The organism is Ruegeria sp. CDSA079 (assembly GCF_059612245.1).
The window spans coordinates 185627-202007 of record NZ_JBXWQF010000002.1 but is presented as its reverse complement, the minus strand read 5'-3'; the positions used below and the strand labels follow the sequence as shown (position 1 = coordinate 202007).

The following is a 16381-nucleotide window of genomic DNA, read 5'->3' as shown; positions in this document are numbered from 1 at the left end:
GCGTTACCCGCCAAAAACGCTGGCGGCATCTCCCAAGTAATTGTCCCATGCAAACCAGTACGAGATATGACCTGCAACCCGCGACAAGCGCGTGCCATCCGGTCCGATCAACGCGTCTTCGGTCACGGTCCAGCTTTGACCTGCGCCATCTTGCAAACCGCTTTGCGTAGCTTTGAACGTATGGCCCTTACGCTCGTAGGCGCGCACGCTGCGTTCCTTTGGATCGCCGATCAGAACCAGCGGTGTCTGCGCAATGGCGTCATTGATCACCGGCTTGCTTTCAAATGCCTTCAGCGGCCAGGCCCGCGCGGCCCCGAACTGACGCACGGCAAAAATGTAATCTTTCTGCCGATGTCGTGACTCTTCCACTACAGCGGGGAACATCAACTCGCTTGAGGCGAAATAATCCCGGTACACAACCCCCGAGCCATAGTTGCGTCGATGCCCGGTGTTCAGCGACAGGACGCGCGTTTTGGGGTGCGAATTTTTCCAACTGTCCCAAGTTGTGATCACCACCGGGCGCTGTTTCAACGCGATCCCGCTGTTCACCAAGGGCCCCACAACAGGTTTGCCGGTGTATTGATTCCACAGCGAATGTGTCTCGCGATCAAACATCAGCTTGTTCGACCGATAGAGGAAACCTGACGATCCGAAAACGAACGGTTTTCGTCGCCCCGAAACCTGTGTTTCAAACAAGATACCCGATCCACAGAGCGTGCAATAAGCCAGCGCTACGGGCACACCGCCGATCACCTCGTTGAACATCTCGTGCCACCCCATAATCCGAAGCGGATAGGCACGCTCATCCCCGTTGATGGCCACGCCAAAAACAAGATCGTCGCCTTTCAGATATCCGGCATTCGAAGGCGAGATAAGGGTCGGGTTGTCCAGCGAAGGAATGCCATCCTTATGCACCCCGCCCCACGCGATTTCTTCCAGCCGTATCTTCATCCGGTCGCGTTGCAGATATTCTGGCCGCAGGAACACATCGAAGTTCGGATCGATCTGCAGCAGAACTTCGCGTTTGAACGGGATCAGCGAGGGGTGGGGGACAATCTGCGAGTTCCGTTCTTGCCACAGCATCCACTCGAACCAGTCGTTACCATAGCGCTGTCCGGTCAGGGCCTCCATCACCTCGACAATCTCATCCCGTCGGCGATCTGCATAGCGCATCGCGGTCAACAACCCGGGAACAACGTCCGGCTGGTCGCGATCCCTGAGGTAAGCCATCTGGTCCTCAAACGCGGTCCGGCGCCCGTCCAATGTGCTGCGCAATGCCTCTAGAACCGGATCCTGCTGCGCCCACAGCATGCCGGGTGCAAGTGCACCGGCCCCGATCAGCCCTGTAAAACCGCGACGTGTAATCGACATGAGACCCTCCGGTAGTACCCGAAGGAAGTGTGCCGTAAATACCGCTCACTTGCATACCACAGATGTGTGAGGTCGGTTCCGACGTAAGATCCGTGGCCACGTAAATAAGAACCGGCTGGTTGATTGATGAGGCGTTTCTGGAAATGGTTGCTGGCCGACTGAGCTTTCGTGCGACCAAGGTTACCCCAATTCTGCCAGTTAAAGATCAGCCCGGCTTTTTGCCTAACGCGTTATTCAATGCTCCGCTCGATTGATTTTCATTGACGCGAAGAATGCGGACAAGCGAGATTTAAGAAACAGTTCGCATCATCTGAATGTGAGAATTCATGCGTGTACTCATCTTTCTTCTCCTTCCTATCCTGTTTGTCGGGATGATTGCGTTTCTGATTCTTGGATTGAAACCGCCCAGCAGCATAAGGCTTGCGACCGGAGTGAGCGGAGGGGGCTATTGGCAGATCGGGCAACTTTACAAAGCAGAACTGGCCCGAGACGGCATTCACATTGATTTGGTTGAGACCGCAGGTTCTGTAGAGAACATAGAGAAGCTTGTTTCCGGTGACGTCGATGTCGCGTTCGTTCAAGGTGGTCTCGATCTTCCTCAAGATGGTGACTTGCATTCGTTGGGAGCCATTTTTCTTGAACCAATGGTGGTGTTTCGCGGAAAGCCCAACTCCATCGGTGGAAATGCAGGGAAATGGGAGGGCATCCGCCTTGCCGCTGGGGCAGAAGGGTCGGGAACCCGCGCGGCTGCCATTGCCCTGATCGAAGCGGCAGAGCTTGAGGATACGGGAATTACGCTGGTAGATGCGGGTGGCTCAGAAGCCATCGATGCTCTCTATTCAAACGAAGCTGATGCAGCTTTGTTTGTCGCACCTCTGGATGCGCCTTATTTGATGGACGCGATTTTTGATCCTAACATAGACTTCGTCCCTATGGCTTTGGTCGACGCGCTTGCACTGAAGCTCCGAGGGGCGAGTTCGGTGACCGTGCCTGCTGGGTCGATCACTCTTGATCCTCCAAGACCGCCCGAGGATGTAAAGATCCTTGCATTGAGGGCATCAATGATTGCCGGGCCTGATCTGCACCCGGCCGTCGCAGATCGGCTGGTTACCGCAGCTAAGATCATTCATGGACAGCCCGACATTCTGCAGGGTTCAAGGGAATACCCGAAAACGGAGTCTCCGCCCGCTCCATTAAACGAAGTTGCTGAGGAACTGATAAACTCCGGGCCAAACTTGTTGCATTCCATTTTGCCCTATTGGATTGCTGCGCAGTTTGGTCGTGTTCTTTTGTTACTGTTGCCTTTACTTTTCCTCGCACCGCTTTTGCGGATCGTTCCATCTGGGTATGTGTGGTTCCAGAAACGCCGTGTCTGGCGTTTTTATCAGCGGATCGCAGCGCTTGAGGAAGAGTTGGGGCAGGCTCGGACGCTAAGCGACGTGGATGCAGTGGCCGACAGCATCGAAGAACTGGACACCAGCATTGCCAACCTCAAGTTACCGCTTGCCTACCGTCAAGGTGCATATGACGCGCGATTGCATATTGGTTTAATTCGACAAGAGATCACGCGCCGCAGAGCAGCCGAACAAGAGCCCAATCCGGTCGCGGGCTTCTGATTCAAACCAGTTCGCCTCATAACCAACAGGTCAACTGCGGCCCACAATGTGTCTCAGGCTGCGCTAGATCTGCTCCACCTTCACCGAGTCGACCGGGTAAAACGCCAGATGACCTTTGATCTCGGCCACAGCCGGGATCGGGCTCTCATAGCTCCAGACCGCGTTTTGGGTCACGGATGATTTGTTGACGATGGAAAAATGGGTCGCATCGCCCTTGCCGGGGCAGTGGGTCACCTTGTCAGTCTGGTCCAGAAACGCCATCGCGATATCGTTGCGTGGGAAGTAGATCACAGGATCCTTGTCGCCTTCATGCAGTTCCAGCGCATTGTTTGTTTCGCCCAGAATCGCACCGCCCGAGCGGACACTCCATTTGCCTGGCGCTTTTTGGATCGTGATCTCAGTCATTCCATTTCCTTCCGTCGTCGTATTAGGGCCACTCCTCTGCCCGTTCTATGTAACAGGTCGATGTCAGATTGGCGCAGTTGCGGCATCCAACCACAGTTGCGCGTCATGTCCCAGCCTGGGGCGGATTTTTTCCGCGACGTCGCGATGATAGGCATTCAGCCAGTCGCGTTCGTCAGGCGTCAACATATCCACCAGGATCAGCCTGCGGTCAATCGGCACGAAAGTCAGTGTGCGCCAGTTCAGCATGGTGCGCTCTGCGTCGCTGCTGGGCAGGGCGGGGGCTTCTTCCACGACCACAAGGTTTTCGATGCGGATGCCAAACGCTCCCTCGCGGTAGTAACCCGGTTCGTTCGACAGGACCATACCGGGCATTAGCGGTACATGGCTGACTTTTGACAGGCGCTGCGGCCCCTCATGCACGCTCAGATAAGCACCGACCCCGTGGCCAACCCCATGATTGAAATCCTGCCCCGCCGACCACAACGGCACGCGCGCCACGCATTCGATATCGCGCCCCGCCAGCCCGGCGGGCCAACGTAGCATCGACATGGCAATCATGCCCTTTAGCACACGAGTGAAACAGGTTTTTTCTTCTGTGCCGACATCACCGATGGCAACGGTCCGGGTAATGTCGGTGGTGCCGTCAAGATACTGCCCGCCACTGTCCAGAACTAGAATATGACCGTTTTCCAGCCGGTTATCGGTCTCTTCGGTCACGCGGTAATGCATGATGGCACCGTTTGGTCCAGTCCCTGCTATGGTGTCGAACGAAATATCCTGAAGCGCATTGTCCTTGCGCCGGTTCTCTTCCAGTTGTGTGACAACTTGCGTCTCGGTCACACTGCCGGGGGCCTGTTCGTCCAGCCAGCACAAGGTCTCGATCACAGCCACCGCGTCGCGCAAATGTGCCTCGGCGGTGCCTGCGATCTCAGCGGGATTTTTACAGGCCTTGGGCAAGGCGCAAGGATCACCCCTGTCTGTCATGGCGTCGCCCAACGCGTCTGCCACGATCTGAGGCAGCGTGCCGTCGTCTACCTGCACCGGCCCTTCCAATACCGCGATCGCATCCAGAAACGTCCGCGGGTCGTTGACAGCCACACTCGGCCCCAAATGATCCCGTACCTCTGCCAGCTTTTCGGTCGCCATGAACAGATCGACCCGGCCATCGGCGTGCAACACAGCAAACCCATGAGCCACGGGGTTATATGCTATGTCCGATCCGCGAATGTTCAACAGCCACATGATTGAGTCCGGCAGGGTGATCACTGCCGCGCAGCACCCAACCCTTTGCAAACCCTCAGCTAGACGAGCAATCTTGCTGTCTGTCGTTTCCCCGGCGAACTCAATCGGATGCGCCTTGACCGGGCTCATCGGCGGGGCGGGCTGATCCGCCCAGATCCGGTCTACAAGATTGTCACAACGCACCAATTTTATGCCAGTGCCTTTCAAATCCTGTTCTGCATTGGAAATCTGCCCTGCCGCGTGCAGCCAAGGGTCAAACCCAACTTTACCCCCGTCGGGCAGTTGCTCTTTCAACCAGGTACTCAGGCTGACCTCAGGCCAGGGCACCGGTGTGAAATCCTCGGCCACCTGAGCCTTGACCTGAGTGCGATACCGCCCGTCAATGAACACCCCCGCCACATCGCGCAGTGCGACACAAAACCCGGCCGAGCCCGTAAAGCCGGTCAACCAGGCCAGGCGTTCATCACGTGGGGCCACGTATTCCCCTTGATGGGCGTCTGCGCGCGGGATCAGAAACCCGTCCAAACCTGCCTGCGCCATCTCCGCCCGCAATGCGGCCAATCTTGGTGGACCCTGTTCCGGGCGCGCGGTCACTTGAAAGGATTGGAACATAACAGGCCTCTTTCGCTGCGTTTCCGGCAGACCCTGAGGCGCAACTGGGGAAATGTCCAGATCAGGATGCCATGATCTGAACACCCCTCTGGTGCTTCCTCTTTTCCAAAATTCTCCCACCGGAGGTAAGGCCAGCCTCAGCTGGCCTTTTTCATCCCCATTACACGCGCCCGTGCACGTGGATCACTGTCGAACAGGGCCGCCAGTTGCTCGGTCATTGCACCTGCCAGCTGTTCCACATCTGTGATGGTCACGGCGCGGTCATAATACCGGGTCACGTCATGGCCGATCCCGATGGCCAGCAGCTCGACTATCTTGCGCTTTTCCACCATGGCGATCACATCGCGCAGGTGTTTTTCCAGATAGTTGGCCGGGTTCACGCTCAGCGTGGAATCATCGACCGGGGCACCATCTGAAATCACCATCAGGATCTTGCGCTGCTCGCGCCGCGCCAGCATCCGCCGGTGCGCCCATTCCAGCGCCTCACCGTCAATGTTTTCCTTCAGCAGGCCTTCTTTCATCATCAGGCCCAGATTGGGTCGCGCCCGACGCCAGGGCGCATCGGCACCCTTGTAGACGATGTGACGCAGATCGTTCAGGCGCCCGGGTTGCTGTGGTCGTCCATCGTTCAACCAAGCCTCGCGCGCCTGACCGCCTTTCCACGCCCGCGTGGTAAAGCCCAAGATCTCGACCTTCACATTGCAACGTTCCAATGTACGCGCCAGAACATCCGCACAGATGGCGGCAATGGAAATTGGGCGTCCTCGCATCGAGCCCGAATTGTCCAGCAGCAGCGTCACCACTGTATCGCGGAATTCGGTATCTTTCTCGACCTTGAAGCTCAGCGGTGTGGTTGGGTTCGCCACAACGCGTGCCAAACGACCGGCGTCCAGAATACCTTCCTCGCGGTCGAATTCCCAACTACGGTTCTGTTGCGCCTGAAGGCGGCGTTGCAGTTTGTTTGCCAGACGCGAAACCGCCCCCTTCAGAGGCTCCAACTGCTGATCCAAATAAGCCCGCAGACGTTCCAACTCGGCCGGTTCTGCCAGATCCTCTGCCGATATCTCTTCATCATACGTGTCCAGATAAACCCGATAATCCGGGTCCGCCTCGGACGCAGGAGACGGTGCAGGGGGCTCTAGCGGAGCTTCACCTTCGGGCATCTCCGCTTCATCGCCCAACTCATCCTCGGCCATCTCGTCCATCGAGACCTGAGCCTGTGACTGATCCTGCTGCTCTTCCTGAGATTGCTCAGGGGTCGCATCCGCGTCCTGCTCGTCCTGATCATCCTGACCGGTGCTGTCGGGATCGGGCTGCTCCTCTGCGTCTTCCTCGCCCTGATCTTCCTGCTCGTCATCCAGCTCATCGGGGTCATCACCCAGCTGGTCGCCATAGCCAAGATCCTTGATCATCTGGCGCGCGAACTTGGCAAACTCGGCCTGATCCGAGAGAATCTCGTCCAGATTCTCCAATGTCCCACCAGCTTGTTCCTCGATGAACCCACGCCACAGGTTCATGATGTTTTCGGCAGCAGGGGGCAGATCGCGCCCGGTGGCCAGATGCCGGATCAAATACCCCGCGGCCACTGCCAAAGGTGCATCGGCAGGTTGCTTGCATTGGTCATAGCCGCGCCGGATCGCCTCATGCCCGATTTTGACGTCGATATTGCTGGCGGTGCCGGGCATATCCCGCGCGCCCATCGCCTCGCAGCGAGCGGTCTCCATCGCCTCATAGAGATCCCGCGCCATATCACCCGGAGGCGCATAGCGCGCATGGGTCGCGTCATCATGATACCGGCGCTGCAATGCCAGAGCATCCGCCGTGCCGCGCGCCAGAAGCACCTCTTCGCGTGTCATTCGTCGCGACACTTGGGGCAGGCGCATCGACTCGCCGGACATGCCAGAAGGATCAACCGTGTAGGTTACCGACAACTCGGGGTCATCGGCCATGACCTTGGTGGCTTCGGCCAGAGCCTTCTTGAACGGATCAGCGGGGTTGTCGTTCTTTTGTACCATGTCCCCAAGCCTTTCACATTGCAGACCCAATATCCAATAGCAGAGAAACCGGATCCGCCTTCATCTGGCTAAAAATATCCCCGCCGGAGGCATTGCGGCCGCAAGCGGGCGCAATTCAGTGGCTTATCCCAGGCTCACGCTCGCCGCGCTCTCGGGCAATTCCTCGTCAAAACAACGCTGATAGAACTCGGCCACGGTCTGGCGCTCCAGTTCGTCACACTTGTTCAGGAAGGACAGGCGGAAAGCATAGCCAACGTCGCGGAAAATCTCTGCGTTCTGGGCCCAGTTGATCACGGTTCGTGGGCTCATGACGGTGGACAGATCGCCGTTCATGAAGGCGGTCCGGGTCAGGTCGGCGACGGTGACCATCTGGCTGACGGTCTTGCGGCCCTCGGCGGTGTTGTAGTGCGGGGCTTTCGACAGCACGATCATCGTTTCGGCGTCGTGGCTCAGATAGTTCAGTGTCGAAACCAGCGACCAGCGGTCCATCTGGGCCTGGTTGATCTGCTGGGTGCCGTGATAGAGGCCCGTGGTGTCGCCGAGACCTACAGTGTTGGCGGTGGCGAACAGACGGAAATTCGGGTTCGGGGTGATGATCTCGTTCTGGTCCAGCAGGGTCAGCTTGCCGTCATGCTCCAGCACGCGCTGGATCACGAACATCACGTCCGCGCGACCCGCATCGTATTCGTCGAATACGATGGCGACGGGATTGCGCAGCGCCCAGGGCAGGATGCCTTCGTGGAACTCAGTGACCTGCTTGCCGTCACGCAGCTTGATTGCATCCTTGCCTATCAGGTCGATCCGGCTGATGTGGCTGTCCAAGTTTACACGAACGGCAGGCCAGTTCAGTCGCGCCGCGACCTGTTCGATATGGGTCGATTTGCCGGTGCCGTGATAGCCTTGGATCATTACGCGACGGTTGTGCGAAAAACCTGCCAGAATGGCCAGCGTTGTTTCAGGGTCAAACTTGTAGGTCGGGTCGACGACCGGAACGCGGTCTGTGGCCTCGGCAAAGCCTTTGACTTTCATTTCCGTGTCAAAGCCGAATACGTCGCGGACCGAGATGTCTTCGGTGGGTTTTGCGTTTACGTCGTTCGATCCGTCAGCCATTCGCCTTGTCCTTATACCTTGACCCGCCTTGCCGGGTTTGAACCCGTGTGTGGTGCAACATATTGCGGGCAAGGGCAAGGGAAAGAGGCAGCGCGGAAACGCTGAGGGGATGTTTCTTTGAAACTGGCCTTATCGGCATAGCGCGACGAGGCTCGTGACTTTCGGCTCAAACCCAAAAAAGGGATGTTTTGCCTTTGAGACGCGCAGCCTGAAAGCTACCACATATCTCAAAATTGCAATAACAAAATATAATAGGTTAAATTGGCGATATGTTCATGTATAATCTGCTCTCGGTGTTGGTTAACGGAAAAAGTTCGAATGGCTCTAACAATTCTAGGCCCTTCTTCAATCGCAATCCCCAGTGGGTCGTCTTCGGTTATGCAACAATACACCGCGACCAAGGCCGGAGCTTCATGGAGTGTTGTTGTTACGGGGACAGGAGGATTGAACCCTTCAGATTATTCTGTATCGATTTCGTCGAGCGGGGTTTTAACTATCGACCTCACCCCTGGCACCTTCATTCCTACCAACACGCAGCTGACCGTCGAAATATTCGCGTCTACGGGTCCTGGTAATGGGAATAACGACTCTCTTATAGCGACCGTCGCGCTTCCCGCTGGAACTGTGCCGTGTTTCGTTAAAGGCACTATGATAGCGACCGAAAAAGGGTATTGCGCTGTCGAGGATCTGTCAGTTGGGGATAAAGTGCGCCTTTCCAGCGGTGATCTGCTGCCTATTGAATGGATTGGAGAAAAGACCCTGAGCGCGGAGGATTTGAAGCGCAACCCTCAATTGCACCCCGTTTGCATCCAAAAGGGAGCATTGGGAGAAGGCATTCCTCACCGCGATTTGTACGTATCTCCGCAACACAGAATTGTTCTGGAAGGATGGCGCGCAGAACTGTTTTACGGAGAGTCGAGGGTCTTTGCCGCAGCAATCCATCTGGTGAACGACAAAACCATTCGTCAGGTTTATTTCAATGAGCCAGTCACGTACTACCACATTGCTTGCTGTCGCCACGCAATACTGATGTCCAACGGTTTGCCAACTGAAAGTTTATTTCTGGGTGATATAGCGCTGAAATCCTTCCACCGCGAAGACGTAAAAGAGTTGCTAACGCTATTTTCGGAGTTAAGTGGTCACTCGACAGTGTCCCCACAAACTCGCTTAGTTTGCTTGAAGCGCCGGGAAGCAATTGCATTGCGAAGTACGTATCCGGATTAAAGCCTGTCTAGTTGAAATTCTGCCTGACCTTGAACTGATCCTTCGGCCAAACAAAATCGGGTCGCAACTCTTCCTCAGACTGGCCGCTAGATTCTGCATCCGAGCAGTTCACATGGGCTTTGTGTCTTTCGGCTTTGAATCAACAATTTCATGGTCATAGCGAAAACCAAAGCTCATTGTTGCGAAAGCCACCTTTCACAAGGCGGTCCGCTTTCAAAACATCCGGAAACTCGTCCACCCAATCCTTGAACCGATCATTTGTGACAATGCATGCCTTGCTGTCCCGCGATGCCTGCAAAATCAAAGGATCCGCTGGCGTGCCCTTGGGGGCGATCATGACCTGCCTGGCACGCAGGCCCAAAGCGCGGCTCAGCGCCCGGTCGTTCATGTATTCGCCCTCGAGCTTGTAGCCGACATTTGCATCGAACACGACGCCCGGTTTGAACCCGGCTGTCTTCAGGGCCGACAGCACCAGCCGCAATGTGCCCAGATCCGGCTGGCCCTCTTTCCAATGGATCACGTTGGACCCATCCACGATGATCCATGTGTTCGCCTTGCGCCACCTGAGCCACGCGCGCAGCCCCCAGAGCAGGCTGATGACGATAAACAGGAGGCTCAGAGCCCGGGTGAACGCGAATTCAGGTGGAAGAAACGGGGCTGCGAAATAAACGCCCAGCGAAAAAAGCAAGAGGAGGTATGGCATACGCACAGCGGCTGCTCCGTTGAAACCCGTGTTCAAACTCCACCACTATTGCGGGATTTGAACAAGGTTTCCAGCGGGCTTGATTGTAATCGGTCCAAGCTGTGTACACACAAGGCAACAGCTGTCGGATCGTGGATTTATTTGAAGTTCCGGCTGTCCTTGATCTGGTCCCAAGCCCAGACGACTTCCTGCAGCTGTTCTTCCTGGCTGCGGTCGCCACCGTTCATGTCCGGGTGAAGCACTTTGATCAGCTTCTTGTATGCCTTGCGCACCTCGGCCTTGGTCCAGCTGTCATTGGCTTCGAGAATTTCAATCGCACGACGCTCGGTGGGCGGCAAGCGACGTCCGCCACCGCCACCGGTACGGCCTTTGTTCTGGGTGCTGTTGGCGCCCAGCACCTGATGCGGGTCTTCGATCCCCAGGCGGGCCCACGCGCGGGCTTCGGGGTCGCCCATCGGCTTGGTCTCACGCTCCCACACCTTGTCTTTCGACCGCTGCGCGTTCAGTTCGGCCTCGGTGGTGCCGTCGAAGAAGTTCCATTTCTGGTTATATTCGCGCACATGCTGCTGGCAGAACCAGAAGAAGTCATCCAGCACATCCGGCGCTTTGGGCGCGCGAAACTTGCCAGGCTCTTCGCATCCCGGGTGATCACAAATGCGCACCGAGGTTTCGGATGCGCCCGACATGCCCCGGCGCCCGCGCGGATTCTTCTTCTTGGCGCTGGAAACGGACATATCGAATCCGAAGGGGTCTGACTTCGCCATGCTCTAATCCTTACGAACGCATCTTTTCGACTCGGAGGCAGCAGTTTAGTCTAAGCAGCCGAAAGTAGAAGAGGGGAGCGGTAAAATTTTTGCCGCTGAGCTAAAAAATGAGCGTGACCGACGAAATCCGAACCCGCCTGCAAGCCGCCTTTGACCCGCGCGAGCTTGAGGTGATTGATGACAGCGAAAGCCATCGCGGCCACGCGGGCTATCAGGACGGTGGTGAAAGCCACTTTAACGTCCGCATCCGTGCCGCTGTGTTCGAGGGCCAATCTCGCGTCGCCCGCCACCGTGCCGTGCACAAGGCGTTGGGCGACATCGTACCTCGAATCCATGCGCTGGCGTTGGATATCGGCGCCTGAGCCCTTCTGACGTCAGTCGGCGCTCATCTGCGCGGAAGGTGTCGAGGCCGAGATTGCATATTCTTCTTTCGTCATGCCCTCTTCGATTCCATCGAACAAGGGGGTCGAAAGATAACGCTCACCCGTATCCGGCAGCATGACCAGTATGACAGACCCTTCTGGCGCGGTTTCTGCCAGATTCATCGCCACTGCAAATGTTGATCCGCCAGAGATACCAGTGAAAATGCCTTCCTCCGAGGCAAGGCGACGCGACCATTCGATTCCCTCAGGTCCGGAAACAGGGGTCAGTTCATCGTAATAGGAATTGTCGATGGCTTCCTGCAGAACCCAAGGAATAAAGTCGGGCGTCCATCCCTGAATCGGGTGCGGTTCGAAATTGGGGTGGCTTTCGGTGGGCTGATGATCGCCGTTTCGAGTGTTAACGTACCCGGATGACACAATCGCGGCGTTGGCCGGTTCGGTCAGAATGATCTTCGTGTCGGGTCTTTCTTGCCGCAACACACGGGAAACACCGGAAACGGTGCCGCCGGTGCCGTAGCCCGTCACCCAATAATCCAGCCGTTCCCCCTCGAAATCGGCAAGGATTTCCCGCGCCGTCGTGTTTTCATGGATATCGGCATTGGCAGAGGTCTCGAACTGGCTGGCAAGGAACCACCCGTTTTCCTCGGCCAGTTCCTTGGCTTTGGTGTACATGCCAAACCCTTTCTGCGCTTTGGGAGTCAGAACCACCTTTGCGCCCAGAAAACGCATCAGCTTGCGCCGTTCGACCGAAAAGCTTTCAGCCATCGTCACTACCAGCGGATAGCCCTTGGCGGCGCAAACCATGGCAAGGCCGATTCCGGTATTGCCCGAGGTCGCTTCGACAACGGTCTGACCGGGCTTCAATCGTCCGTCGCGTTCCGCCGCTTCGATAATATTCAGCGCCAGCCTGTCCTTGACCGAACCGGCCGGGTTGAAGGCTTCGAACTTCACGTAAACAGTCACATGATCCGGCGCGATCCGGTTGACCCGGATGCACGGCGTGTCACCCACCGTTTCCAGGATGCTGTCATACAGGCGTTCCCGCCCTTGCGTCTGTCGAATAGCCATTTCGATGTCCCTCCAGGTTGTTCGGTTAACATGCCACAGAATTCTTGGGTGAAATTCCTTTTTTCCGATCGTGAGTACTGTGTTCGCTCTAATCGCAGCCAGCTTTTAGGTACTGCTGTGCTGCGTGCTGCGAGCACATGCACGGGGATGTGCCGGTTTCGGTTATGCGTGACCGGCATACATAGAATCACACGCCGGAACACCAAAAATTACTGATGTCGGTAGGCATACAGTGGCAGAAACGGTTGGTATCTATCTAATATCTATTAATTTTCTGGAATGGCAGGGCCAGGTGTGGTGGAGCAGATCCTAAACCCTTCCATAAAATGTCAGGTTTTTGAGGTGTCGTCGGCCTCGGGTGCTTCATCGGACCGTTTCAATGACAAGGGCGGTTCATCCGCCTCGGCCGCAATTGGTTGAGGGGCCTGCACTTCGTCGGGGCCCGGAATCGGTTGGGCCAGAGGGGTGTCATCCATCTCAGGCGCCCCGCCGACCTCTGCAGCATCTATTTCTTCGGCCACGACGCGGCGGAACACCAGAACGTTACGCCAGTTCGTGGTCGACCCGGTCAGGCCCGTGCGCTCTTCGCTGGGTAGCAACTCGGCGCGCTGATATTCCCAGCCGTCCTGACCCATCTGGTTCAGAACCTGCTCGACCGAAACCGCAAAGCGGCCCTCAGCCGTTTTAACGCCCTTTGCTTTGACGCCTTTTTGCGGGGCGGGGATCACCTTGTATTCGTAGCGCTGCATCAACTGTTCCTAAACACCTGTTCGCGCCAACTTAACACGCTGATCCCCGGGTGAAAGAGCCGTTGCCCAACTGGCGGTTTTCAGCCCTGACTATTCCCGTCCGCCTGTGCCGCCTTAGCCACAACCGACAGGCACAGTTCGGTCGCCAGTGCCATGTCCTGCACCGAAATCCACTCCATCGGTCCGTGAATGCACTGCATCCCGGTGAAGATGTTGGGGCAGGGGGTGCCGAACTCGGTCAGGCGCGACCCGTCGGTGCCGCCTCGGATCGGGACAGACAGCGGCTCAATCCCCAACTCGCGGCAGGCATCGCGGGCCAGATCCACCGGCGTCATGTCATTTTCCAGCCAATAGCGCATGTTGCGATACTGATGGCTGATGTCGCAGGTGATGGTCGCGCGTGGTTCGGTGGCCTGCACGGCAGCGCAGACCTGACGTACGATGTTGCGCTGCGACTCGAGGGCCTCCATTTCGAAATCACGCAGGATCAGCTTGATTTCCATCGTGGACGAGCCGCCATTCATGTCGGTGACATGGATAAACCCGTCGCGCCCGTCGGTGGTTTCTGGCGTCATGGTGGCCTGCGGCAACGTCTGCACGATCTTTGCCGCCAAATGTGCCGCGTTCACCATCTTTTCCTTGGCCAGTCCGGGATGGATCGAAACACCTTCGATCCTGATCACCGCGCGGTCAGCCGAGAAGCTTTCATACTCGATCTCACCCACTTCCTGGCCATCCAGAGTATAGGCGAAATCCGCGCCCAGATCCTTGGGCAGCTGTTCGGTCACACCGCGCCCGATTTCTTCATCCGGTGTAAAGGCAATGCGGATCGGTCCGTGCGAAATATCCGGGTTTTCGATCAGGTGCCGCGCCATGGTCATCAGGATTGACACGCCCGCCTTGTCGTCTGCACCCAACAGGGTCGTGCCCGAAGCGGTAATCAGGTCATGGCCAATCTTCTCGGCCAGATAAGGGTTTTCTTCCGGTGACAAAACCAGTTCGGGATCGTCAGGGAATGAGATATCGCCGCCGTTATATCCCTTGATCACCCGCGGTTTGACGCCGGTTGCGTTGAACTGAGGAGCCGTATCGACATGGGCCAGAAAGCCCACCGTCGGCCCCGGAGCGGTTCCGGGAATGGTCGCAACCACCACGCTGTCGCCTGTAATCTCGACATCTTGCGCGCCGATCTGGGTCAGTTCATCGCGCAAAAGGTTCAGCATGTCGAACTGGATATGCGTGCTTGGGGTTGTGGGGGATGTCTCGTCACTCTGACTGTCAATGGCTGCGTAACGCATCAGCCGGTCTTGGAGTTCCTGATCAAATCTGTTCTGCATGATACCTAACCTCTCTGTGGCGGAGGAAAGGGCGCGAACAGTGGGAAGTCAAGCCGATGGCTTGACCCCAAGTCTTAAGATTTCGTGAGAAAACCGTTTGTCCAATTCCGACACTTGACGATGCCTGACCTGCACAAATTGATAGTTTTACGACCCAAGCTTTTTGCTGACCAGTTCGTTCACAGCCTTTGGGTTCGCTTTGCCTCCGGTCGCTTTCATGACCTGACCGACAAACCAGCCCGCCAGTTTCGGGTTCACTTTGGCCTTCTCAACCTGCGCCGGGTTGGCGGCGATGATCTCGTCCAAAGCAGCCTCAATGGCGCCAGTATCGGTCACCTGTTTCATGCCGCGTTCTTCAACGATCTGTGCTGGATCGCCACCTTCGGTATAGACGATCTCGAACAGGTCTTTCGCGATTTTGCCCGAGATATCACCCTCGGCAATCAGCAATATGATTTTAGCCAATTGCTCGGGTGTAACCGGACTTTCAGTGATGTCATGGCCCTCTTTGTTCAGCCGCCCAAACAGTTCGTTGATAATCCAGTTGGCAATACCCTTTGCGTCAATTAGAAAGCCATTTCCGTGTTGTGGCGACTTCACCTTCCACTTTGGATCACGGTTCACTCTTTCAATTGTGGATTCGAAGAAATCAGCGGCCTCGACCTCCGCCGTCAGCACCGAAGCGTCATAGTCGGTCAGGCCGAAGTCATTGATAAAACGCGCCTTTTTCTCGTCGGGCAATTCGGGCAGTTTGGCGGCGATGTCGTCGACCCATGCCTGCTCGATCTCCAGCGGCAACAGGTCCGGGTCAGGGAAATAGCGATAATCATGCGCTTCTTCCTTGGACCGCATCGAGCGGGTCTCGCCCTTGTCCGGGTCATACAGGCGGGTTTCCTGATCGACCTTGCCACCACCTTCGACGATGGCGATCTGTCGGCGGGCTTCGACCTCGATCGCTTGCTGAATAAAGCGCATCGAGTTCATGTTCTTGATTTCGCAGCGGGTGCCGAGATGCGAGAAATCCTGCGTTTCCTGATATTTTTCATAGGCGCCGGGCAAGCAGATCGAGACGTTGACGTCCGCCCGCAGGTTGCCGTTCTGCATGTTGCCATCACAGGTGCCCAGATAGCGCAGGATCTGGCGCAGCTTGACGATATAGGCGGCTGCCTCTTCCGGGCCCCGGATGTCGGGGCGCGACACGATTTCCATCAGGCAGACACCGGTTCGGTTCAGGTCCACGAAGGACATATGCGGGTCCATGTCGTGGATCGACTTGCCGGCATCCTGCTCCATATGGATACGTTCAATACGGACCATACGTGCGGTGCCGTCACCCATCTCAACCAGTACTTCACCTTCACCCACAATCGGATGATACAGCTGGGAGATCTGATACCCCTGCGGCAGGTCGGGGTAGAAATAGTTCTTGCGGTCGAACGCCGATTTCAGGTTGATATCCGCTTTCAGGCCCAGCCCGGTGCGCACAGCCTGTTCCACGCAGTATTCGTTGATCACAGGCAGCATCCCCGGCATCGCCGCGTCCACAAAGGCCACGTTCGAGTTCGGTTCAGCGCCGAATTGGGTGGACGCGCCGGAAAACAGTTTGGCATTGGATGAGACCTGAGCGTGCACCTCCATCCCGATTACCAGTTCCCAGTCGTGCTTGGCCCCGGCAATGGTCTTGGGTTTGGGCATTTCGTATGTCAGATCGAGCATGGCGCGCCTCATTTCCGCAGAAGTCTAAGCCTGCGTATTAGGCCCGGCTGGGCCTAGGGGCAAGGG

At 56.8% G+C, this 16381-nt stretch carries 14 protein-coding genes; 3 read left to right on the top strand and 11 right to left on the bottom strand.

Translation table 11 applies throughout. The annotated features are described in order from the left end of the window. Positions 1 to 3: 3 nt before the first annotated feature. The gene (locus AC2FJZ_RS03075) at positions 4 to 1371 is read right to left on the bottom strand and encodes a DUF3179 domain-containing protein (protein WP_496776025.1); all 1368 of its coding nucleotides are present in this window, start codon (positions 1369 to 1371) and stop codon (positions 4 to 6) included. A 326-nt stretch (positions 1372 to 1697) separates the two neighbouring features. Between AC2FJZ_RS03075 and AC2FJZ_RS03070 the strand changes: the two genes are divergently transcribed. Beyond that, positions 1698 to 2987 (top strand): TAXI family TRAP transporter solute-binding subunit, encoded by a 1290-nt coding sequence (locus AC2FJZ_RS03070; RefSeq protein ID WP_496776024.1) that lies wholly within the window; start codon positions 1698 to 1700, stop codon positions 2985 to 2987. 63 nt (positions 2988 to 3050) lie between these two features. Here AC2FJZ_RS03070 and AC2FJZ_RS03065 read toward each other — a convergent pair whose 3' ends face one another. The 4 genes from AC2FJZ_RS03065 to cobS all read right to left on the bottom strand — a co-directional run bounded on the left by AC2FJZ_RS03065 (position 3051) and on the right by cobS (position 8371). Beyond that, positions 3051 to 3392 carry a DUF427 domain-containing protein gene (locus AC2FJZ_RS03065; protein ID WP_496667811.1) on the bottom strand — a complete coding sequence of 114 codons (342 nt, stop codon included), beginning with the start codon at positions 3390 to 3392 and terminating at the stop codon, positions 3051 to 3053. 63 nt (positions 3393 to 3455) lie between these two features. After that, on the bottom strand, positions 3456 to 5246 hold the full coding sequence (locus AC2FJZ_RS03060) for an aminopeptidase P family protein (protein WP_496776023.1): 1791 nt from the start codon (positions 5244 to 5246) through the stop codon (positions 3456 to 3458). 137 nt (positions 5247 to 5383) lie between these two features. Continuing rightward, a complete protein-coding gene (gene cobT, locus AC2FJZ_RS03055) occupies positions 5384 to 7261 on the bottom strand; it encodes a cobaltochelatase subunit CobT (RefSeq protein WP_496667813.1) in 1878 nt (625 codons plus the stop codon). 123 nt (positions 7262 to 7384) lie between these two features. Beyond that, positions 7385 to 8371, bottom strand: coding sequence for a cobaltochelatase subunit CobS (gene cobS / locus AC2FJZ_RS03050; RefSeq protein WP_050602823.1), 987 nt, complete (start codon positions 8369 to 8371; stop codon positions 7385 to 7387). A gap of 378 nt (positions 8372 to 8749) precedes the next feature. Here cobS and AC2FJZ_RS03045 point away from each other — a divergent pair, with 378 nt between their 5' ends. Next, positions 8750 to 9595: a Hint domain-containing protein gene (locus tag AC2FJZ_RS03045; RefSeq protein WP_496776022.1), complete on the top strand. Its 846-nt coding sequence runs from the start codon at positions 8750 to 8752 to the stop codon at positions 9593 to 9595. Between the two features lie 154 nt (positions 9596 to 9749). Here AC2FJZ_RS03045 and AC2FJZ_RS03040 read toward each other — a convergent pair whose 3' ends face one another. Together AC2FJZ_RS03040 and AC2FJZ_RS03035 are read right to left on the bottom strand one after the other, a co-directional pair. Then, positions 9750 to 10298 carry an NYN domain-containing protein gene (locus tag AC2FJZ_RS03040; RefSeq protein ID WP_496667816.1) on the bottom strand — a complete coding sequence of 183 codons (549 nt, stop codon included), beginning with the start codon at positions 10296 to 10298 and terminating at the stop codon, positions 9750 to 9752. A 137-nt stretch (positions 10299 to 10435) separates the two neighbouring features. Further along, positions 10436 to 11062 carry a J domain-containing protein gene (locus AC2FJZ_RS03035; RefSeq protein ID WP_050602819.1) on the bottom strand — a complete coding sequence of 209 codons (627 nt, stop codon included), beginning with the start codon at positions 11060 to 11062 and terminating at the stop codon, positions 10436 to 10438. Positions 11063 to 11169: 107 nt separating this feature from the next. On the opposite strand from AC2FJZ_RS03035, the gene AC2FJZ_RS03030 reads away from it, so the two are divergent. Continuing rightward, positions 11170 to 11424, top strand: coding sequence for a BolA family protein (locus AC2FJZ_RS03030; protein WP_496667818.1), 255 nt, complete (start codon positions 11170 to 11172; stop codon positions 11422 to 11424). 12 nt (positions 11425 to 11436) lie between these two features. Here AC2FJZ_RS03030 and cysK read toward each other — a convergent pair whose 3' ends face one another. The 4 genes from cysK to gatB all read right to left on the bottom strand — a co-directional run bounded on the left by cysK (position 11437) and on the right by gatB (position 16315). After that, the gene (gene cysK, locus AC2FJZ_RS03025) at positions 11437 to 12513 is read right to left on the bottom strand and encodes a cysteine synthase A (RefSeq protein WP_496776021.1); all 1077 of its coding nucleotides are present in this window, start codon (positions 12511 to 12513) and stop codon (positions 11437 to 11439) included. Positions 12514 to 12842: 329 nt separating this feature from the next. Then, the gene (locus tag AC2FJZ_RS03020) at positions 12843 to 13262 is read right to left on the bottom strand and encodes a DUF4177 domain-containing protein (RefSeq protein WP_496667820.1); all 420 of its coding nucleotides are present in this window, start codon (positions 13260 to 13262) and stop codon (positions 12843 to 12845) included. A gap of 80 nt (positions 13263 to 13342) precedes the next feature. Next, positions 13343 to 14599 carry a peptidase T gene (pepT, locus tag AC2FJZ_RS03015; protein ID WP_496776020.1) on the bottom strand — a complete coding sequence of 419 codons (1257 nt, stop codon included), beginning with the start codon at positions 14597 to 14599 and terminating at the stop codon, positions 13343 to 13345. A gap of 147 nt (positions 14600 to 14746) precedes the next feature. Next, the gene (gene gatB, locus AC2FJZ_RS03010; RefSeq protein WP_496776019.1) at positions 14747 to 16315 is read right to left on the bottom strand and encodes an Asp-tRNA(Asn)/Glu-tRNA(Gln) amidotransferase subunit GatB; all 1569 of its coding nucleotides are present in this window, start codon (positions 16313 to 16315) and stop codon (positions 14747 to 14749) included. Positions 16316 to 16381: the final 66 nt, after the last annotated feature.